The organism is Massilia timonae CCUG 45783, assembly GCF_000315425.1.
GTDB classification, from domain to species: domain Bacteria; phylum Pseudomonadota; class Gammaproteobacteria; order Burkholderiales; family Burkholderiaceae_D; genus Telluria; species Telluria timonae.
Genome location: NZ_JH992922.1, coordinates 1,132,581 through 1,154,501 on the forward strand (window position 1 = coordinate 1,132,581; position 21,921 = coordinate 1,154,501).

A 21,921-nucleotide genomic window follows, 5' to 3' on the forward strand; every position below is an offset into this window, starting at 1 on the left:
GCGCGCCATCGCCCGCTGAGTCCGCCAGATTGTTACAATCGCTGCCTGTCCCTCCAGAAATAATTCCCATGTCCAATGCACCAAGATTCGGCCTCAACGGGCCGCAGAGCGAAGCCGCGCTATACCTCGACGGCCCATGCCTGGTGCTGGCCGGCGCCGGCTCGGGCAAGACCCGCGTGATCACGCAAAAGATCGCCTACATGATCGAGCATTGCGGCTACGATCCGCGCACCATCGCCGCGCTGACCTTCACCAACAAGGCGGCGCTCGAGATGCAGGAGCGCATCGGCAAGCTGCTCAAGCAGCCCAAGCAAGCCAAACAATTGACCGTGTCCACCTTCCACTCGCTGGGCGTCAAGATCCTGCGCCAGGAAGCGGCCGGGGTCGGCTTGAAGGACAAGTTCTCGATCATGGACAGCGACGATTGCTACACCATCGTGTCGAGCCTGGCCCTGACCACGGACAAGCAGGAAATCCGCGGCATCCAGAACGCGATCTCGCTGTGGAAGAACGGCCTGGTCGACCCGGAAGACGCGATCAAGGCGGCGCGCGACGAGGACGAGGCCCTGGCCGGACGGGTCTACCGCAGCTACGTGGCGACCCTGCAGGCTTACCAGGCGGTCGACTTCGACGACCTGATCCGCCTGCCGGTGGAACTGTTTCGCAATAACGAACCGATCCGCGACCGCTGGCAGCGGCGCCTGCGCTATCTGCTGATGGACGAATACCAGGACACCAATACCTGCCAGTACGAGCTGGTCAAGCTGCTGGTGACGGGCCTGGGCAAGAAGCCGATGTTCACGGCGGTCGGCGACGACGACCAGGCGATCTATGCCTGGCGCGGCGCCTCGGTCGAAAATCTCAAGACGCTGGGCGACGATTTCCCCGACCTGAAGGTGATCAAGCTCGAGCAGAACTACCGCTCCACCACCCGCATCCTGCAGGCGGCCAACGCCGTCATCGGCAACAACCCGAAGCTGTTCGAGAAGTCGCTGTGGTCCGAGCACGGCCTGGGCGAGCCGATCAAGGTGCTGGGCATGCAGAACGACGACCAGGAAGCCGACCAGGTCGCGATCATGATCTCGGCCGACCACTTCCAGCGCAAGAACAAATGGACGGACTACGCGATCCTGTACCGCGGCAACCACCAGGCGCGCGTGATCGAACAGGCGCTGCGCAAGGAGCGCATTCCCTACACGATGTCCGGCGGCCAGAGCTTTTTTGACAAGGCGGAGATCAAGGACATCATCGCCTACCTGCGCCTGATCGCCAACCAGGACGACGACCCGGCCTTCATCCGCGCCGTGACGACGCCCAAGCGCGGCGTCGGCATGGCCACGCTGGAAGTGCTGGGCGAGTTTTCCAAGCAGTGGAACTGCTCGCTGTTCGAAGCGGCGAGAAAGGGCGGCATCGAGGCCAAGCTGGCCGAGCGCCAGCTGGGGCCGCTGCGCGACTTCTGCCACTTCATCGCCGAGCTGGAAGACCGCGCCACCCGGCCGGGGCCATCGGGCAGCGGCGACCATGCGGCCGAGGTGCTCGACGACATGATGAAGGAGATGAACTACGAGCACTACCTGTACGAAAACTTCGACGACCGCGCAGCCCAGGGCAAGTGGCAGAACGTGCTCGAGTTCACCAACTGGCTGAAAGACCGCGGCCGTGGCGGACGCGACCGCGATGGCGAGGAAAAGAACCTGCTCGAATTGACCCAGATGGTGGCCCTGATGTCGATGCTCGAGGGAGCCGACGAGGAGCAGGATGCCGTGCGCATGTCGACCCTGCACGCCTCCAAGGGACTGGAATATCCGCACGTCTTCCTGGTCGGGGTGGAAGAGGGCATCTTGCCGCACAAGGGCGATCCGGACGCGTCGGTCGAGTCGATCGCGGCGCGCATCCAGGAAGAGCGCCGCCTGATGTATGTGGGCATCACGCGCGCCCAGCGCACGCTGCACGTGAGCTGGTGCAAGCGCAGGAAACGAGCGGGCGAACTGGTCAATTGCGATCCCTCGCGCTTCATCAAGGAGATGGCGCTGGACGTGGGCGAGGCGGCGCCGATGGAAAGCGAAATCCTGAGTCCGAAGGAAAGATTGGCGAACCTGAAAGCCTTGTTGGCAACACCCAGACCGGTTCCTGAATAAGTTGGAAATTGAACGTTGCGCGTAAGCCTTGGCGGATCGATAAGACCTGCGCACGATTGAAATCGCATTTGACTTCGACTGTCGAGCAAGAAATACTTGCCCGAATGCGAGTTTTTCGATAGCTAAAGTTCCACGGCAATTGCTGTGTGGCAAGCGCAACGTTTTTTATTCCGATTCATGGCCACCGTTTCCGATATCACCGACACCCCGCTCTCGGGCTTGAACCACATCGACGCCCTGCTGGACAAGGGGCCCGACTGGAATTACCTCAGCAATTCCAACGCCAACGTCCTGTTCTACACCTTCTCGACGGCGTCGGGCAACGAAACCGGCAAGACCGGCCAGGAAGCGTTCAGCGCCGCCCAGCAGGCGGCAACCCGCGCCGCCTTCACCTATCTGCAGCAAATTACCGGCATCGAATTTCGCGAGACGGGATCCGGGACGGCGGCCCAGATTCACCTGGCGAACATCGATCTCGAGGGCCAGTACACGACCGGCCTGTGCAGCTGGCAGGCCGGCTACCGCGCGACCTCGAACGGCGCGCTGACCGAGTACACGGCCAACGCCTATGTGTACCTGGACAACGCCGAGTGGCGCCACATCACCGAGAACCTGACGGCGGGCACCCAGGGCTATGAAACCCTGTTGCACGAGCTGGGCCACGCACTGGGCCTGAAGCATTCTTTCCGCGAGGGTGTGGCAGGCGAGATCGTCTTGCCCGGCAACGAAAACAATACCAGCAACACGCTGATGTCCTACGACTCGCTCGGCGGCTGGCACAGCACCTACAGTCCCTATGACATCGCCGCCTTCAACTGGCTGTACGGTGGCGACGGCCTGCGCGGAGAGCTCGGTCTCAACGGCAGCGGCGGTCGCTATATCACCGGCAGCTATAAGGACGACGTCCTGGTGGGCACCCAATTCAACGACACTTTGCAAGGTAATGGAGGCAACGACATGATCGACGGCGGAGCAGGAATCGATACGGTGGTCTACAACGGCAACCGCAACAGCTATACCTTCGGCACCCTGGCCGATGGCGGACTAGCGGTCTCGGGAGCGGAGGGAACGGATACCCTGCGCAATATCGACTGGCTGCAGTTTGCCGACATGAAGGTCGAGCGCGCCAACGTGGTGAGCTCGGACACGGTGGCCCCGGCGGCGCCGGTGATGGCGATCACCCAGAACGGGCTGCTGTATGCGAACAGCAACCGGCCGCTCATCAATGGCACTGCGGAAGCGAATGCCACCATCAAGGTCTATATCGGCGACCGCCTGATCGCCACCGCCACTGCCGACGCCAATGGCTTGTGGAATGCCCGGGCCACGGAAACGCTGGCGGATGGCTTCAACTACCAGGCATTCGCGACCGCGACTGACGCGGCGGGCAATGTGTCGGCGAACAGTGCGGTAGTGCCTTTCCACGTGGACGCCACGGCGCCATCCGTCCCGACGGTGAGCGCGACGCTGGCCGCCGGCGGCAACCGTCCGGTGTTCACCGGCACCGGCGATGCCGGCACCACGATCGAGCTGTATCGCGACAGCGACTTTACCAAGATCGGCAGCGCGGTCGTCGGCGCCGACGGCAAGTGGGTGCTGAACTCGCATCCACTGCCCAATGGTAATTACAATGTTGTCGTCACCTCGCTCGATGCCGCGGGTAATGCGCGCGCCGGACAAGCCACCGTCAGCCTGGCGATCAACAACAACGGTTACCAGGCCGGCACCGCCAATGGCGACACCATCACCATCAATCCCGGCAGCACCGCGGTGGACGCGGGCGCCGGCATCGATACCGTCGTGTTCAACGGCAACCGCGCGGACTACAGGCTGCGCGACGAGACCTGGGGCTTCTCGGCGACTGCCGCCAATGGCGAAGTGGACGGCCTGTTCAATGTCGAGCGGATCAAGTTCAACGATGGCTACAAGGCGATCGACATCGACGGCGCGGCCGGCGAAGTGTTCCGCCTCTACCAGGCCATCTTCGACCGTGCGCCTGACCTCGGCGGCATGGGCTATTGGCTGCACCGCCGGGATACGGGAACCGAGCTGATGCAGATTGCCAAGGAGTTCATGAGCATCACGGCGCCGGACGGCACCATCGAATTCGAGACGCTGTACGGAAAGAACTTGAGCAATGAACAATTCATTGTCGAGCTGTACGACAATGTGCTGAACCGCGCTCCCGATGCCGGCGGCCAGGCCTACTGGCTGCAGCAGATCCAGCTGCACAGCCGCGAGCAGATCCTCATGGCGTTCAGCGAGAGCCCGGAAAACAAGGTGAACGTGGTCGAGCTGATCGCCCAGGGCATCGACTACGTGCCTTTCGCCTGATCGGCGGCGGCAAGGCTGGCATAATGCCGGCTTTGCCGGAGTCCGCCATGACCCAGGAAGACCGCTTCGTCAGTCTCGAAATCAAGCTCGCCCAGCAGGAAGACCTGTTGGACGAGCTGAACAAGACCATCTACCGCCAGGATCGCCGCATCGACCAGCTCGAGGCGATGGTCGCCAAGCTGGCCGACCACGTGCGCACCCTGCGCGACGCCGGCCAGGCGCCCCTCAACGAACGTCCACCGCATTACTGACGCCGCGCCGCATGGCCGGCCTGGCCATGCATACATGTCTTTACGCGCGTAAGTACGGGGCGTGTTTCCTGATACATTGCAATACTTTTTAATTGTGACGGTGGGCATGCAAGCCTGCTATGATCTTCAGCGCACTGCCGTCGAGCTAGCCCCGACGGCGCCTTCCCTAGTGTTCGCGAAAGACCTCATGACCCGTCCACAACTGCTCATCATCGCAGCCAGCGTGGCGCTGGCGCATGCAACCGCAATTGCCGCCCCCGCCGCTCCCGCGCTCGACGCCTCCAACCCCTTCGCCCAGCCCAGCAGCCTGCCGCTGAACTACCCGGCCTTCGACAAGATCAAGGACGCGCACTTCCTGCCCGCCTTCCATGCCGGCATGCGCGAAGAACTGCGCGAAGTCGAAGCGATCGCGGGCGACAAGGCCGCGCCTACTTTCGAGAACACCATCGTGGCGCTGGAACGTTCCGGCCAGCTGCTGGCGCGTGTGGTCGCGACCTTCTCGAACCTGCAGGGCGCCAACACCAACGACACGCTGGACGCGGTCGACCGCGAGATGTCGCCCAAGCTGGCGGCCCACTCCGACGCCATCCACCTGAACCCGAAACTGTTCGCGCGCGTGAAAGCGCTGCACGACAAGCGCGATACGCTGGGCCTGGACGCCGAGTCGGTCCACCTGCTCGAGCGCTATTACAAGGAATTCGTGCGCGCCGGCGCCAACCTGTCCAAGGCCGACCAGGCCAAGCTGAAGAAATTCAATGGCGAGATCGCCTCGCTGCAGTCGGACTTCCAGCAGCGCGTGCTCAAGGGCGCCAATGCCGCGGCCCTGATCGTGAACACCCGCGCCGAACTGGCCGGCATGAGCGATGCGCAGATCAGCGCCGCCGCCGACGAAGCCGCCAAGCGCGGCCAGAAAGGCAAGTTCGCGATCCCGATCGTGAACACCTCGAGCCAGCCGGCCCTGTCGTTCCTGACCTCCCGCGCCACGCGCGAGCGCCTGATGAAGGCGTCGCTGGAACGCGGCACCCATGGCGGCCAGTTCGACACCACGGAGCAGGTGCTGCGCCTGGTCAAGCTGCGCGCCGAGCGCGCCGTGCTGCTGGGCTACCCGAACTTCGCGGCCTATTCGCAGGAACTGGAAACCGCGCGCAACCCGGCCGCCGTCAACAAGCTGCTGGGCGACCTGGCCGCGCCTGCCGTCAACAACGCCAAGAAGGAAGCGGCCGAGATCCAGAAGGTCATCGACAAAGAGGGCGGCAAGTACCAGGTCGCCGCCTGGGACTGGCCGATGTACCAGGACAAGGTGCGCGCCGCGACCTTCAACTTCGACGAGAGCCAGCTGCGCCCTTACTTCGAATTGAATCGCGTGCTGGTCGACGGCGTGTTCTTCGCCGCCACCAAGGAATTCGGCATCACCTTCAAGCAGCGCACCGACCTGCCGGTGTACAACCCGGACGTGACCGTGTACGACATCTTCGACGTCGACGGCAAGCCGTTGGCGATCTTCATCTTCGACCCCTATGCCCGCGGCAACAAGCAGGGCGGCGCCTGGATGAACGAATACGTCTCGCAGTCGCACCTGCTGGGTCACAAGCCGGTGATCGGCAACCACCTGAACATCCCCAAGCCGCCGAAGGGCGAGCCGACCCTGCTGACCTACGATGAAGTGGTCACCACCTTCCACGAGTTCGGCCACGCACTGCACGGCATGTTCTCGAACGTGAAGTATCCGAAGTTCTCGGGCACCAACGTGCCGCGCGACTTCGTCGAGTATCCGTCGCAGGTCAACGAGATGTGGGTGACCTGGCCCGAGGTGCTGGCCAACTACGCCAAGCACCACCAGACCGGCGCGCCGATGCCGAAGGATTTGCTCGATAAAGTCGTCGCTTCGAAGAAGTTCGCCCAGGGCTACCGCACCACCGAATACCTGGCCGCGGCGCTGCTCGACCAGCGCTGGCACCAGCTGACCCCGAGCCAGATCCCGACCGACGTGCTGTCGTTCGAAGCCAAGGCGCTGCAGGATGCCGGCGTGGCCTATCCGCCAGTGCCGCCGCGCTACCGCACCGGTTACTTCTCGCACTCGATGGGCGGCGGCTATTCGGCCGGCTACTACGCCTACCTGTGGAGCGAGCGTCTCGACGCCGAGACCGTCAAGTGGTTCACCGAAAGCGGCGGCCTGACCCGCAAGAACGGCGATCACTTCCGCAAGACCCTGCTGTCGCGCGGCGGCACGGCGGAAGCGATGGACCTGTTCCGCGACTTCCGCGGCCGCGATCCGGAAATCGGACCGCTGCTCGAGCGCCGCGGCCTGGTCGAGACCAAGCCCTCCAGCAACTGATATCGCGCCGCCCTCATTCGCTGTCACGAGCAGCGGGTGAGGGCGGCGTGCTATTTGCAGTACTTCTTTCCCACAACGCACAAGAGACACAATGAACCGTCCACAAATGCTGCTGATCGCAGCCAGCGTCGCCATGGCCACCTTCTCCTTCGCCCAACCCGCCGCCGCCGCCCTGGAGGCCTCGAATCCGTTCGCCAAGCCGAGCACCCTGCAGTACGGCTACCCGGCTTTCGACAAGATCCGGAACGAGCACTTCGCGCCGGCCTTCGCCGAAGGCATGCGCCTGGAAGCGCTCGAGGTCGCGAAGATCGCCGACAACAAGGCCGCGCCGACCTTCGAGAACACGATCGTGGCGATGGAACGCTCGGGCGAACTGCTGACGCGCGTGCGCTCGGTGTTCTCCGCCCTGACCGGTTCGTACACCAACGACACCCTGCAGGCGCTGCAAAAAGACCTGGCGCCGAAGTTCGCCGCCCACGGCGATGCGATCCGCCTGAACCCGAAGCTGTTCGCGCGCATCAAGACCCTGCACGACAAGCGCGATTCGCTGGGCCTGGACGCCGAATCGAAGTTCCTGCTCGAGCGCTACTACAAGGACTTCGTGCGTTCCGGCGCCAATCTGTCCGAGGCCGACAAGGCCAAGCTGAAAGGCTACAACGCCCAGCTGGCGGCGCTGCAGACCCAGTTCAGCCAGAACGTGCTGCGTGAAGTGAACGCCTCGGCCTTCGTGGTCGACACCCGCGAAGAGCTGGCCGGCCTGCCGGAAAAAGCGATCGAAGCGGCCGCCGTGGAAGCGAAGAAGCGCGGCCTGGACGGCAAGTTCGTGATCCCGGTGGTGAACACCACCCAGCAGCCGGCGATGGCGCAGCTGAGCGTGCGCGGCACCCGCGAGAAGCTCTTGACCACCTCGATGATCCGCGGCGCCCGCGGCGGCGAATTCGACAACCGCAACGTCGTGCTGCAGCTGGCCAAGCTGCGCGCCGAGCGCGCCGAACTGCTGGGCTACGACAGCTACGCCGCCTATTCGCTGGAAGACCAGACCGCCAAGGACACCGCCTCGGTCAACAAGCTGCTGGGCGACCTGACCGCGCCGGCCGTGCGCAACGCCAAGAAAGAGGCTGCCGAGATCCAGCAGGTGATCGATGCCGAAAAAGGCGGGTTCCAGGTGGGCGCCCAGGACTGGAGCTACTACAGCGACAAGGTGCGCACCGCCAAGTACGCCTTCGACGCCAACCAGCTCAAGCCCTACTTCGAGTTCAACAACGTGCTGGAGAAGGGCGCCTTCTTCGCCGCCAACCAGCTGTGGGGCATCACCTTCAAGCAGCGCACCGACCTGCCGACCTATGACCCGGACGTGCGCGTGTACGACGTGTTCGAGGAAAACGGCGAGCACCTGGCGATCTTCGTGATCGACCCGTATGCGCGTTCGAACAAGCGCGGCGGCGCCTGGATGAGCTCCCTGGTCGACCAGAGCTTCCTGCTGAACCAGAAGCCGGTCATCACCAACAACCTGAACCTGACCAAGCCGGCCGCCGGCGAACCAACCCTGCTCACCTGGGACGAAGTGCGCACCACCTTCCACGAACTGGGCCACGCCACCCACGGCTGGTTCTCGAAGGTGAAGTACCCGCGCTTCTCGGGCACCAGCGTGCCGCGCGACTACGTCGAGCTGCCATCGCAGGTCTACGAGATGTGGATGGCCTGGCCTGAAGTGCTGGCCAACTACGCCAGGCACTACCAGACCGGCGCGCCGATGCCGAAAGAGCTGCTGGACAAGCTGCGCGCCGCCCAGCGCTTCAACGAAGGCTACCGTACCACCGAGTACCTGGCGGCCGCGGTGCTGGACCAGAAATGGCACCAGCTGGGTTCGAAGCAGATGCCGAGCGACGTGATCGCCTTCGAGCAGCAGGCATTGAAAGAGGCCGGCCTCGATTTCGCGCCGGTGCCGCCGCGCTACCGCAGCACCTACTTCTCGCACGCCATGGGCGGCGGTTACTCGGCCGGCTACTACAGCTACCTGTGGGCCGAGCGCCTGGACGCCGATGCCGGCGAGTGGTTCAAGGAAAACGGCGGCCTGCTGCGCAAGAACGGCGACGTGTTCCGCCAGAAGGTGCTGTCCAGGGGCGGCACCATGGACGCGGTCGAGATGTACCGCGACTTCCGCGGCCGTGACCCGGTCATCGAGCCGCTGCTGGAGCGCCGCGGCCTGAACTAAGCCGCCCGGCAAGCCGGCCCCGCGCCGGCTTCCTTCCGCACTACCTTCACAACGAGAAGCAAACAATATGAAACGTACCCACTTCCTGCTGGCCGCCGCCGTGAGCGCAGCCGTCCTGAACATCGCCCATGCGGCGCCCGCCGCGCCAGCGGCAGCGGCCAGCGCCGCGTCGGCCAGGTTCGACGCCTCGAACCCGTTCGCGAAAGAGAGCGCGCTGCCGTTCAACTACCCGGCCTGGGACAAGATCCGCAACGAGCACTTCGCGCCGGCCTACGAAGAAGGCATGCGCCAGCACGCGCTCGAGATCGAGAAGATCGCCAACAACAAGGCCGCGCCGACCTTCGAGAACACGATCGTCGCGATGGAGCGCTCGGGCCGCATGCTGGCGCGCGTGAGCACCGCCTTCGGCACCCTGTCGGGCTCCTACACCAACGACACCCTGATCGCCCTGGGCCGCGAGATGGCGCCGAAGCTGTCGCAGCACAGTGACGCGATCCGCCTGAACGCCAAGCTGTACCAGCGCATCAAGACCCTGTACGACAAGCGCGACAGCCTCAAGCTGGACGCCGAATCGGCCTACCTGCTGGACCGCTACAACAATGACTTCGAGCGCGCCGGCGCCAAGCTCTCCGAAGCGGACAAGGTCAAGCTGAAGGAATACAACAGCAAGCTGGCCGCCCTGCAGACCCAGTTCGCCCAGAACACGCTGAAGGAAGCCAATGCATCGGCGCTGGTGGTCGACACCCGCGCCGAGCTGGCCGGCATGAGCGACAAGGCGATCGACGCCGCCGCTCTAGAGGCGAAAAAGCGCGGCCTGGACGGCAAGTTCGTGATCCCGGTCGTGAACACCACCCAGCAGGCGGACCTGTCGGTATTGACCAACCGCGACACCCGCGCCAAGCTGCTGTCGGCCTCGATGGCGCGCGGCAGCCGCGGCGGCGAGTTCGACACCCGCCAGATCGTCCTGCAGATTGCCAAGCTGCGCGCCGAGCGCGCCGTGCTGCTGGGCTACCCGAACCACGCCGCCTACAACCTGGAAGAGCAGACCGCGAAGACCACCGACGCCGTCAACGCCTTGCTGGGCGAACTGGCCACGCCTGCCGTCAACAACGCCAGGAAAGAGGCGGCCGACATCCAGAAGGTGATCGATGCCGAAAAAGGTGGCTTCAAGGCCGCCGCCCATGACTGGGCCTTCTACAGTGACAAGGTGCGCGCCCAGCGCTACGCTTTCGATGCCGGCCAGCTGCGCCCGTATTTCGAACTGAACCGCGTGCTGGTCGACGGCGTGTTCTTCGCCGCCAACAAGGAATTCGGCCTGACCTTCAAGGAGCGCAAGGACCTGCCGGGCTACAACGAAGACGTGCGCATGTTCGACGTGTTCGACGCCGACGGCAAGCAGCTGGCGATCTTCACCTTCGATCCGTACGCGCGCTCGAACAAGCGCGGCGGCGCCTGGGCCAACGCCTGGGTCCCTCAGAGCAAGCTGCTGGGTACCAAGCCGGTCATCGCCAACAACCTGAACGTGACCAAGCCGGCCGCCGGCGAGCCGACGCTCTTGACGTACGACGAAGTGCGCACCACCTTCCACGAGTTCGGCCACGCGCTGCATGGCATGTTCTCGGACGTGCAGTACCCGCGTTTCTCGGGTTCGCGCGTGCCGCGCGACTACGTCGAGTTCCCGTCGCAGGTGAACGAGATGTGGATGGCCTGGCCCGAAGTGCTGGCCAACTACGCCAAGCACTACCAGACCGGCGAGCCGATGCCGAAGGAATTGCTGGACAAGGTCCAGGCATCAAGCCAGTTCAACGAAGGCTTCCGCACCACCGAGTACCTGGCCGCGGCGCTGCTGGACCAGGCCTGGCACCAGCTGGCCCCGAACCAGATCCCGCAGGACGTGCTGGCCTTCGAGGCTGAGGCGCTCAAGAAGGCCGGCGTCGACTTCGCCCTGGTGCCGCCGCGCTACCGCAGCACCTACTTCTCGCACACCTTCTCTGGCGGCTACTCGGCCGGCTACTACGGCTACCTGTGGGCCGAGAAGCTGGACGCCGACACCGTCGAATGGTTCAAGGCCAACGGCGGCCTGACCCGCAAGAACGGCGACCACTTCCGCAAGACCCTGCTGTCGCGCGGCGGCACGCTGGATGCGATGCAGATGTACCGCAACTTCCGCGGCAAGGATGCGGACATCAAGCCGCTGCTGGAGCGTCGTGGTTTGACCGGCGAGTGATGCCGGTTTGCGCCGGTCGTGGTGACATGACGGGCGTCGTGGTTTGCTGAGAAACTTGGGCTCCCGCCTTCGCGGGAGCGACGTTGTTTGAGAGTAGGGAAGAGTTGACTGCAACTCTTTGGCCAATAACTCATGCATGTCGCTCCCGCGAAGGCGGGAGTCCAAGTACTCTGCAAACCGCTCCTCCCACAGCCGTGTTCCTCCTCCCGCCCCCCATGGCTTACAATGAAATCGAGCCAACACCGGAGAACACGATGCAATCCGAACACGATGCCGACCTGAAGGCACGCCTGAAAGCCCTGCACCGCGAACTGCAAGAGACGGGCGACACCGATGTCGAACTGGAAACGCTGCTGCGCCAGCTCGATGGCGACATCGAGAAAGTGCTGGAGCGCCGCGCCGAGCAGCAGCTCGACGCCAACACCTACGGCCTGGGTTCGCGCACCCAGGAACTGGCGGCGCGCTTCGCCGCCCGCCACCCGCGCGTCGAGTCCGGCCTGCGCGAACTGGGCCAAATCCTGTCGAATATGGGTATCTAACGTAGGCGAATAAGCCACAAGTCATTGATTTTAAGCCATTTTTCGGGGCTGTCCGATGCCCCATAAATGGTTTTCCGGTACAATGCCGGCCAATGAACTCCCCAGCCAATCTCTTTGCGACGGTCGCCAAGCGCTCCAGCCGCGCCGCTGCCGCACCTTTTCTCCCGATGTCCCGTGCCGAAATGGACAAATTGGGCTGGGATTCGTGCGACATCATCCTGATCACGGGCGACGCCTACATCGACCACCCGAGCTTCGGCATGGCCCTGGTCGGCCGCCTGCTGGAAGCGCAGGGCTACCGCGTCGGCATCATCAGCCAGCCCGACTGGACCTCGGTCGAACCGTTCCGCGCGCTGGGCAAACCCAATCTGTACTGGGGCATCACCGCCGGCAATATGGACTCGATGGTCAACCGCTACACGGCCGACCGCAAGATCCGTTCCGACGACGCCTATACCCCCAACGCCGAGCCGAACAAGCGTCCCGATCGCGCCGTCACCGTGTATTGCCAGCGCGCCCGCGAAGCCTTCCCCGGCGTGCCGGTGATCGCCGGCAGCATCGAAGCCTCGCTGCGCCGCATCGCCCACTACGATTACTGGTCCGACAAGGTGCGCCGCTCGGTGCTGTTCGAGTCGAAGGCCGACCTGGTCATCTTCGGCAATGCCGAGCGGGCCCTGGTCGACGTCACGCGCCGCATCGCAGCGGGCGAGAACATCAAGACCATCCGCGACCTGCGCGGCACCGCCTTCCTGGTGCCGCAGGGCTGGCTGCCGGACGAAGAGTGGTCGGTGCACAACTCCACCCGCGTGGACGTGCCGGGCCGCATCGACAAGCAGCCGAACCCGTATGCGATGGCGCTGGAAGACCCGAAGACCTGCGCGCTCGACAACGCCGCGCCGGAGCCGGAAGTCAAACCGGTGGTCATCATGACGCGCGAGCAGCGCCAGGCCGCGGCCCGCGAAAAGGCCGCCAAGACCGTGGTGCGCCTGCCGTCGTTCGAAACCGTCAGCGAAGATCCTGTGATGTATGCGCACGCTTCGCGCGTGTTCCACCTGGAGTCGAACCCGGGCAATGCGCGCGCGCTGGTGCAGGCGCACGGCGACCGCGACGTCTGGCTCAATCCGCCGCCGCTGCCGCTGGCCATGGACGAGATGGACAACGTCTATGACCTGCCATACGCGCGCGCGCCGCACCCGAGCTATGGCAAGGCCCATATCCCGGCCTGGGAAATGATCCGTTATTCGGTGAACATCATGCGCGGCTGCTTCGGCGGCTGCACCTTCTGCTCGATCACCGAGCACGAAGGCCGCATCATCCAGAGCCGCTCGGAACCCTCGATCCTGCGCGAGATCGAGCTGATCCGCGACACGACCAAGAACTTCGCCGGCACCATCACCGACCTGGGCGGCCCGACGGCGAATATGTACCGCCTGGCCTGCAAGGAAAAGAAGATCGAGGAAAGCTGCCGCCGCCTGTCGTGCGTGTATCCGACCATCTGCTCGAACCTGGGCACCGACCACAGCAAGCTGATCTCGCTGTACCGCAAGGCGCGCGCCATCCCCGGCATCAAGAAGATCCTGATCGGTTCCGGCCTGCGCTACGACCTGGCCGTGCGCTCGCCCGAGTACGTGAAAGAGCTGGTGACCCACCACGTGGGCGGCCTGCTGAAAATCGCGCCGGAGCATACCGAGCAGGGCACGCTGTCGAAGATGATGAAGCCGGGCATCGGCGCCTATGACGAGTTCAAGCGCCTGTTCGACAAGTATTCGGTCGAGGCGGGCAAGAAGCAGTACCTGATTCCGTACTTCATCGCGGCCCACCCCGGCTCGACCGACGAGGACATGCTGAACCTGGCGCTGTGGCTGAAGAAGAACAACTTCAAGCTGGACCAGGTGCAGACCTTCACGCCGACGCCGATGGCGATGGCGACCACCATGTATCACTCGCGCAAGAACCCGCTGGCCAAGGTGACCGAGGATTCGGAGATCGTCGAAACCGCCAAGAGCGGCAAGACGCGCAAGCTGCACAAGGCCTTCCTGCGCTATTACGACCCGGAGAACTGGCCGATCCTGCGTGAAGGCCTGAAGCGCATGGGGCGGACCGACTTGATCGGCAATGGCGAGCGGCATTTGATTCCGCCGCCGGGCGGCGAGTTGCCGGGTGCGGCGCGTGAAGAGCGTCGTCCGGCCGGTGCACCGCCGAAGGGCCGTGTGATCGAGGTGGCGCCGAAGCGGGCTGCGGGCCCTGGCGGCCAGCGTAGCGAACGTCGGAATGACCGCGCGTCGGCGGGAACGCCATTCATGGCGCCGCCGTCGAAGGTCAAGCCGTCGATCCTGTCGACCATCAAGTCCAAGCCGAAAGCGGCGGGACGGAAATAGCGGTGCAATACCGATCGGAACCGGGATTGGTCTCCCGGTTTTTTTTCGTCCATGCAATATGGTCCTAATGAGTCTGTGAAGTATCAACCCACGAGGGGCAGTTCAGGCACGTCGTTGCGTTTATTTCGTTTGTTTCGTAGAATTCGTTTACAATGGATTTGGGAGTAGCCTGGCACAGCAGCGGCAGCGAAGTCTGCCGCTGCTGTGCCAGGCGTGCAAGAACGCACTCCTAAAAAATACCAGGAGCAAAATGATGTCTGAAATGATTGATCGCTTGGAAAGTAAGGAAGATGTCGAGCTTGCGAAAGCCGCACAACGGTGCATCGTCAGTGCTCTTGACCACTCTCGGGCGGTTAATATCGCAATTTTGGAAGATGGCGTAGAGCGTATCGAAGACTCTCCGATTCTGAAATTGCCCCCAAAAGTGCTGCGTTTGTTTGCGGATATGTTGGGTTCGCTGGCCCAAGGCAATGCGGTTGCTATCATGCCCAAGGAGCTTTATGTCACTACTCAAGAAGCAGCAATGTTCTTGAATGTATCTCGTCCCTATTTAGTCAAGATGCTAGATGATGGAAAGATTCCTCACCATAAAGTAGGGACGCATCGTCGTATCAGGTTTGAGGATGTGGTTGCATATAAAGAGCAGCGCAAGAAAACCGCTCATTCAGCGCTTCAAGAATTAGTTGATCAAGCACAAGAACTCGATATGGGATATTGATGGCAGGGAACGTCCAGTATACGGCTGTTCTAGACGCGTGCGTTCTTTATCCCGCGCCTCTCAGGGACATCCTGATGACGCTAGGTGCTGAAGGGGTTTACCGTGCGCGCTGGACGGCCGAGATACAGGATGAGTGGATTCGCAATCTGATTGACAAGCGCCCGGATCTGAACAAGGAAAAGCTGCTGTATACGGCATCGCTCATGAATGCAGCTGTCGAAGATGCCATTGTCCGGGACTATGAGTATCTCATTCCAACGTTAGCGTTACCTGATATCGATGATCGACATGTCCTGGCGGCCGCGATCGTTGGTCATGCAGACGCTATCGTCACTTTCAATCTTAAAGACTTTCCTGAAGGAATAGTTTCTCGACATGCAATCGAGATTCTGCACCCTGACGATTTTCTTGTTGCGCAATACGACTTGGACAAGATTGGCATCCTCAGCATGATGAAGACGTGTCGCATGAAATTAAGAAAACCGCCGAAATCAGCTGAGGATTATATTGCCACGCTTGAACAGCAAGGTTTGCCTCAGATGTGCCAAATATTGCGAAATGCGATCGGCCTGATCTAGCTTTTATGGCTTCGAATTGGGCGTCGGCGCCCCGCGCCGCTCGCGCGCGATGTCCAGGTCCACGCTGGCCTGCCTGGTGCGCAAGGCCCGCGCATACCGATGCCTTGCCCGCAAGCGCGGATTGGTCACCAGCGTCCCCAGCGTTTCGCCGATCACCATCACCACTCCCAGCAGCGGCAGCACCAGCATCAGCCCGACCACGCCCGCCAGCATGCCGCCGATAAAAATCATCAGCACCGTGACCAGCGGGTGGATGTGCAGGCTGCGGCCGAGGGTCAGCGGCATGAACAGGAAATCGTCCAGCAGCCGCACCAGCACGAACACCCCGATCGCCCCATAGGCCATCAACGGATTGCCCGGCGCATCGGTCGACGCCACGATCACCACCAGCACGCAGCCGGCAATCGACCCGACGAACGGCACCCAGGCCAGCACGGCCGAGATCAAGCCGAGCAGCAAGGGCGACGACACGCCGATCACCCACAGGCCCAGCGCCAGCACCAGCGTGTCGAGCACGGTCAGTTTCAGCAAGCCTTCGAAATAGCGGCGCGCGGTCTGGTCGACCTCGTGCAGCAGGTACAGCGCACGCTCGAAATAGGCGTTCGGCACCGCCCGCGCCAGGAACTTCTTGAAGCGCACGCCGTCGCGCAGCAGGAAGAAAGTGAGGAAGGGCGCCAGCAGCAGCGACGGCACCCAGGTCACGACGCCGACCACGATGTCGCCCAGGTGGTTCTGCGCGAAGTCGTTGGTATAGGTGGTGAAGGCCATGTCGACGGTCGAGGTCAGCCGCATCTCGGCCAGGATCGGGAATTTCGCCTCGAGCATGGCCAGCGAGGTGCGGACAAAGGCCACCCCGCCATCGAGGTACAGGCCGATGGTCGCTTCCCACGAGTCTTCTTCCGGTCCGTCGCTCCAGCTCAGGGCCGCCGCCAGCGCCAGCGCGGCCAGCCCGAAGAACAGGGTGCAGACCCAGACCGCGGCCGCATTGCGGCTGAAGCCCGAGCGCACCATGCGCTGCATCGGTCCCAGCAGGATGTAATACAGCACGGTGCCGAAGATGAAGGGCAGGAATAGCCACAGCAGCTGCTGGACCACCAGCAGCAACAGGCAGGTGGCGGCGACGATCCCGGTCCAGACCACGGGACCGGCGCGCTCGGGACCGTTGACGATGCCCGGCACCGGACTCATAGCGCTTCCAGTTGCGGCCGTCCGGTGCCCATCCATTCGCGCAGGCGCAGGCCGATGTGGCGCGCCAGCGCCAGCGAGATCTTGTAGCCGAGGACGGCGTCGGTTTCCATCAGGCCCAGGAAGTCGGCGCGGAAGAACACCGCCACCTCGCAGGGCTCGAGCGCGCGCGCCTGGGCATTGCGCGGCGAGTTGTCGAGCAGGGCCAGGTCGCCGAAGAAGCCGCCCGGCTCCAGCTCGGCCACCACCTGGGTCATGCCCTCGTGCAGGCGGCTGATGCGCACCCGGCCGCTCATCAGCAGATACAGCGCCTGGCCTTCCTCGCCCTCGTCGAAAACGATCTCATCCTTTAGATAGCGGCGCTCGTGCAGCAATCCATCGACGATCTTCAATTCCAGCGGAGTGAGCGCACTGAACAGCGATGAACTCTTCAGCCGGTGCAGGCGCGGCGACATCCGAGGGGGCTTGAGGAAACGAAAAATCACGTGATGCTCCGGCGTGGTGCGGTGTGTTGTCTGTTTGATTATCCGCGATTGGATGCTGCTGCGCATCAAAAAGCTTCAGCCGTGCACGACAGTGTGGCGTGTTGTTCATACATCCTTCAAACGTGCGCACCACGATATTGGAAACCGTGTAACATAAATTCTTTACGGCAACAGTAGTTGTTGTAGTGATATTTGCCATGCGAGCCGTCGCGCATGGCCCGGCCAACGTTCCCGAAGAGGACAGGCAGTGATCGATATACAGACTTTTCTTCTTGCGCTCGGGATCGGTAACGTCGGCTTTGCGATCCTGATGGCAGGATATACCCACGGGGCGCAGCGCAATCCGGGATTGCACCTGTGGATGTGGGCGCGCCTGGGCATGGGCCTGAGCCAGCTGGCCGGCTGGGCCCGTCCGATGGTCGGCCTGGCCTTCCTGGGCGGCCTGGAAGGCATCGGCTGGATCCTCGCGGTATCGCTCGAGATGGCGGCCTACTGCGTGTTCTTCGGCTTCACGCGCTGGGGCCGGATCGTGTTGCCGATTGCCGTGCTGTCGTCCGCGGTGGTGATCGCGGCCGGCGTCCATGGCGCCAGCCACGCCCAGCTCAGCGCCCTGGTGGCGGGCGTGGTGGCGCTGTTCGCCGCCGCCATGGCCTGGGTGCTGCTGCGCCGGCGCCATGCGTCCCTGCTGCAGCGGATCATCGGCATCAACGATGCGCTGTTCTCCGTCGCGGTCTCGCTGTGGGCCGGCTCGACCCTGCTGGGCAAGGGGCCGTTCGACCACGTGCTGGCGCGCGAAGCGGCCTACCTGGCCGGCTACATGCTCATGATCGTCAACGGCTTCGGCTTCCTCTTGCTGTGCAAGCAGAAGGACGATGCGCGCATGGCCCGGCTGGCCTCCACCGACTGCCTCACCGGCCTGCCCAACCGCCACGCCTTCATGGAGCGCGCCGAGCGCGCGCGCCTGGCCTCCCAGCGCCAGCGCCACCCGCTGGCGCTGATGATGATCGACATCGACCACTTCAAGCAGATCAATGACCGCTGGGGCCACGCCAGCGGCGACGACGCCCTCCAGGTGTTCGCCCGCACCGCGCGCGACGTGATGCGCGAGCACGAGACCATCGGCCGCCTGGGCGGCGAGGAATTCGCGATGATGCTGCCCGGCGCCGACATCGACGCCGCGATGCAGGCGGCCCAGCGCCTGCGCCAGGCGGTGCGCGCGGCCACCGTGATCACCAGCGGGCCGAGCTACACGATGACGGTCAGTATCGGCGTGGTGGTGCTCGATCCGAACGAAGACCTGAGCGCGGCGCTGGCGCGCGCCGACCATGCCTTGTATACGGCCAAGCGCGCGGGACGCGATCGGGTGGAAGTCGGGGATCCGGTGCGGCGCCGGGCGTGAACCGAAGACCGCAGATAAAACCAGGAACGGAAAAAGAAAAAGGGTCCGACGAATCGGACCCTTCTTCCTTGATGCTGGCGGAGCGGACGGGGCTCGAACCCGCGACCCCCGGCGTGACAGGCCGGTATTCTAACCAACTGAACTACCGCTCCGTTTACTCTGATCGTACCTTCGATCGACCATCGAGATGCTTTGGTGGGCGCTGAGAGGCTCGAACTCCCGACCTAATCCTTGTAAGGGATCCGCTCTACCAACTGAGCTAAGCGCCCATCTCGGTGGTTTCTATCTGACGCTTGTCATTGCGTCCGAAGAGGCCCGAATTATAGAGGGTGGCTTTCAAGGTCTGCAAGGGTTTTTCGAAAAAATATCAAAAACCTTTTTTCGACCCATGGCGGATGGACCGGAAGGCGGAGCCCGAGCCGGCACATCTGCATGTGTTGTAATCGCGGCGACACACGCGATATTTACTTGCCGTCGCACATGCCCATCACGGACAATACCACCTTTGACAAGTCGGCAACCTTAAAAACATCGCAAAGATGTGCGCCTGAGATGCGCTGCCGAGGGCGGGTCATATCCGCTCGCGCACCCGGCGGGGGTAGCGTCCATAAGAAGAGGAACGGGGACATCGGTTCTTTTTTTAATCAACAGGAAACACTCCAATGACCAAGATGTCCAAGATGCACAAGCGCGTCATCCGCGCGCATGGCGCAATGCTGGCGCTGTCCGCCGCGTTGCCGATCGCACCGGCGTTCGCCCAGACGACCGAGTCCGACCAGTCCCTCCAGCTGCAATCCGTGACCGTGACGGCCCAGCGCCGCACCGAGAACATCCGCGACGTGCCGGTCTCCGTCACCGCCCTCAAGGGCGACAAGCTGGATGTGCTGGTCTCCGGCGGCGAAGACATCCGCCTGCTGGCCGGCAAGGTGCCGAGCCTGAACGTCGAATCGTCGAACGGCCGCACCTTCCCGCGCTTCTACATCCGCGGCTACGGCAACACCGACTTCAACACCTTCGCCTCGCAGCCGGTCTCGCTGGTGTACGACGACATCGTGCAGGAGAATCCGATCCTGAAGGGCTTCCCGATCTTTGACCTGGCCAGCGTCGAAGTGCTGCGCGGCCCGCAGGGCACCCTGTTCGGCCGCAACACCCCGGCCGGCGTCGTGAAATTCGAATCCGAAAAGCCGAACCTGAAGAAGGTCGAGGGCTACTACAACCTGTCGGCGGCCTCGCACTACACGATGAACGCCGAAGGCGCCGTCAACGTGCCGCTGTCGACCAATGTGGCGATGCGCGTGTCGGCCGTCGGCCAGCACCGTGACGACTACGTCAACAACTTCAGCGACGTCGCCAAGACCCGCAAGACCGGTGAACTGGACGGCTACAACGAGCACGCCGAACGCGTGCAGTTCTTGTACAGCAAGGACGGCTTCAGCGGCCTGCTGGGCTTCCACCAGCGCCAGACCAACGGCAGCGCGCGCCTGTTCCGCGCCAACCTGATCAAGAAGGGCAGCAACACCTTCGCCGACGGCACCGACCTGGACGACATCGTCACCAACGCCCAGAACTTCCAGAGCCTGAAGACCAACGGCATCAACCTGCGCCTGCAGTGGGACCTGGGCAACTACAAGCTGCACTCGATCACCGGTTACGAGCACATCATCGATTACTCGAGCCGCGGCGACATCGACGGCGGCACGCCGGCCGGCCCGGGCTTCATCCCGTTCCAGGTCGAGACCAACGGCTATATCGAGAACCTGGACCAGTACACCCAGGAATTCCGCCTCGAGTCGGCCTACGCCGGCCCGTTCAACTGGCAGGCCGGCCTGTACTTCTTCGACGAAGACGTGACTGGCGGCAGCGACAACTTCAACAGCACCACCTATGCGCGCACCTCGCGCCTGCGTTCGAACCAGAAGAACGAAGCCTGGGCCGCGTTCGCATCGGCAAGCTACGACCTGACCCCGGACTGGACCATCCGCGGCGGCCTGCGCTACACCAAGGACGAGAAGGAATTCCGCACCATCGAGGCGACCAACGTCGTCCAGATCGGCCCGTCGTCGGTGGAAGAGAGCAAGGACAAGATCAACTGGGACCTGTCGGCGACCTACAAGCTGACCCCGACCGTGAACGTCTACGGCCGCGCCGCCACCGGCTTCCGCGCACCGAGCATCGCCGCCGCCTCGGCCGAAGTGCCGATCACCGTGGCCGATTCGGAAACCATCAAGTCGTTCGAGCTGGGCGTGAAAGCCGACCTGTTCGACCGCCGCGCCCGCACCTCGTTCTCGATCTATGACTACACGATCGAAGACCAGCAGCTGACCGTGGTGGGTGGCAACTCGAACGTCAATCGCCTGATCAATGCCGACAAGACCAAGGGCAAGGGCGCCGAGTTCGACTTCGAAGCGGCCGTCAGCACCGCCCTGCGCGTGAGCGCCGGCGCCAGCTACAACTACACGCAGATCCGCGACGGCAGCCTGTCGGTGAACAAGTGCGCCCAGTGCACGGTCACCAACCCGCTGAACGCCTTTGGCCGCGTGGTCATCGACGGCAACCCGCTGCCGCAGGCGCCGCGCTGGACCTTCAACGCGACCGCCCGCTACGGCGTGCCGTTCCGTGACGGCGAGCTGTACGTCTTCACCGACTGGTCGTACCGCAGCAAGATCAACTTCTTCCTGTACGAGGCCACCGAGTTCACCGGCGCCCCGCTGACCGAAGGCGGCGTGCGCGTCGGCTACATCTTCGGCAACGGCAAGTACGAAGTCGCCGCGTTCGGCCGCAACATCCTCGACCAGCGCCGCATCACCGGCGCCATCGACTTCAACAACCTGACCGGTTTCACCAACGAGCCGCGCCAGTGGGGTATGCAGTTCAAGGGCAATTTCTGATCGTTTGACAGTCAGTTCGCCTGAACCGAAGGGCCGCGCATTGCGCGGCCCTTTTTTGCGTTTTGCCCACGGTGCATGACACAAAAAACCAGAAGTGTTGCATGAATATTTATCTGCTAATTACACTATTCGCAATGCATACTTGTTCAACATCTTTATCATGGCACTAAATATTTTGAATATTTAACGATTTGCCGAAGAAATCATGTTTCTGCTGAATATGCCGAGTTAACCGTTGTATGCACGCCGAA

The 21,921-nt window shown here is 63.1% G+C and carries 14 protein-coding genes and 2 tRNA genes; 12 read left to right on the plus strand and 4 right to left on the minus strand.

Annotation, left to right across the window (positions count from 1 at the left end):
• Positions 1–68: 68 nt before the first annotated feature.
• From HMPREF9710_RS04855 to HMPREF9710_RS04900, 10 genes are all read left to right on the plus strand, one after another.
• Positions 69–2,138 carry a UvrD-helicase domain-containing protein gene (locus tag HMPREF9710_RS04855; RefSeq protein WP_005664419.1) on the plus strand — a complete coding sequence of 690 codons (2,070 nt, stop codon included), beginning with the start codon at positions 69–71 and terminating at the stop codon, positions 2,136–2,138.
• Positions 2,139–2,315: 177 nt separating this feature from the next.
• Positions 2,316–4,472, plus strand: a complete 2,157-nt coding sequence (locus tag HMPREF9710_RS04860; RefSeq protein WP_005664420.1) for a DUF4214 domain-containing protein — start codon at positions 2,316–2,318, stop codon at positions 4,470–4,472.
• Between the two features lie 47 nt (positions 4,473–4,519).
• Positions 4,520–4,723, plus strand: coding sequence for a SlyX family protein (locus tag HMPREF9710_RS04865; protein WP_005664422.1), 204 nt, complete (start codon positions 4,520–4,522; stop codon positions 4,721–4,723).
• Positions 4,724–4,910: 187 nt separating this feature from the next.
• Complete coding sequence (locus HMPREF9710_RS04870; protein ID WP_040775679.1) at positions 4,911–7,058, plus strand: M3 family metallopeptidase; 2,148 nt, start codon at positions 4,911–4,913, stop codon at positions 7,056–7,058.
• 91 nt (positions 7,059–7,149) lie between these two features.
• Entirely contained in the window at positions 7,150–9,273 is a 2,124-nt protein-coding gene (locus tag HMPREF9710_RS04875) for a M3 family metallopeptidase (RefSeq protein ID WP_005664426.1), read from the plus strand.
• Between the two features lie 67 nt (positions 9,274–9,340).
• The gene (locus tag HMPREF9710_RS04880; protein ID WP_005664428.1) at positions 9,341–11,500 is read left to right on the plus strand and encodes a M3 family metallopeptidase; all 2,160 of its coding nucleotides are present in this window, start codon (positions 9,341–9,343) and stop codon (positions 11,498–11,500) included.
• Positions 11,501–11,754: 254 nt separating this feature from the next.
• Complete coding sequence (locus HMPREF9710_RS04885; protein ID WP_005664429.1) at positions 11,755–12,039, plus strand: DUF4404 family protein; 285 nt, start codon at positions 11,755–11,757, stop codon at positions 12,037–12,039.
• Between the two features lie 92 nt (positions 12,040–12,131).
• Positions 12,132–14,417: a YgiQ family radical SAM protein gene (locus HMPREF9710_RS04890; protein ID WP_005664431.1), complete on the plus strand. Its 2,286-nt coding sequence runs from the start codon at positions 12,132–12,134 to the stop codon at positions 14,415–14,417.
• Between the two features lie 250 nt (positions 14,418–14,667).
• Positions 14,668–15,135, plus strand: coding sequence for a helix-turn-helix domain-containing protein (locus tag HMPREF9710_RS04895; RefSeq protein WP_051205018.1), 468 nt, complete (start codon positions 14,668–14,670; stop codon positions 15,133–15,135).
• A complete protein-coding gene (locus HMPREF9710_RS04900) occupies positions 15,135–15,713 on the plus strand; it encodes a PIN domain-containing protein (protein ID WP_040775037.1) in 579 nt (192 codons plus the stop codon). The genes HMPREF9710_RS04895 and HMPREF9710_RS04900 overlap by 1 nt, the downstream gene beginning before the upstream one ends.
• A gap of 3 nt (positions 15,714–15,716) precedes the next feature.
• Here HMPREF9710_RS04900 and HMPREF9710_RS04905 read toward each other — a convergent pair whose 3' ends face one another.
• Complete coding sequence (locus tag HMPREF9710_RS04905; RefSeq protein ID WP_005664433.1) at positions 15,717–16,901, minus strand: AI-2E family transporter; 1,185 nt, start codon at positions 16,899–16,901, stop codon at positions 15,717–15,719.
• Positions 16,898–17,383: a cyclic nucleotide-binding domain-containing protein gene (locus HMPREF9710_RS04910; RefSeq protein WP_005664435.1), complete on the minus strand. Its 486-nt coding sequence runs from the start codon at positions 17,381–17,383 to the stop codon at positions 16,898–16,900. The genes HMPREF9710_RS04905 and HMPREF9710_RS04910 overlap by 4 nt, the downstream gene beginning before the upstream one ends.
• A gap of 247 nt (positions 17,384–17,630) precedes the next feature.
• Here HMPREF9710_RS04910 and HMPREF9710_RS04915 point away from each other — a divergent pair, with 247 nt between their 5' ends.
• Positions 17,631–18,782, plus strand: a complete 1,152-nt coding sequence (locus tag HMPREF9710_RS04915) for a GGDEF domain-containing protein (protein ID WP_005664437.1) — start codon at positions 17,631–17,633, stop codon at positions 18,780–18,782.
• Between the two features lie 75 nt (positions 18,783–18,857).
• On the opposite strand, the gene HMPREF9710_RS04920 is transcribed toward HMPREF9710_RS04915, so the two are convergent.
• Both HMPREF9710_RS04920 and HMPREF9710_RS04925 read right to left on the minus strand, forming a co-directional pair.
• Positions 18,858–18,934: transfer RNA gene (locus HMPREF9710_RS04920), tRNA-Asp, on the minus strand.
• A gap of 41 nt (positions 18,935–18,975) precedes the next feature.
• Positions 18,976–19,051: transfer RNA gene (locus HMPREF9710_RS04925), tRNA-Val, on the minus strand.
• Between the two features lie 393 nt (positions 19,052–19,444).
• On the opposite strand from HMPREF9710_RS04925, the gene HMPREF9710_RS04930 reads away from it, so the two are divergent.
• Positions 19,445–21,670: a TonB-dependent receptor gene (locus HMPREF9710_RS04930; RefSeq protein WP_005664439.1), complete on the plus strand. Its 2,226-nt coding sequence runs from the start codon at positions 19,445–19,447 to the stop codon at positions 21,668–21,670.
• Positions 21,671–21,921: the final 251 nt, after the last annotated feature.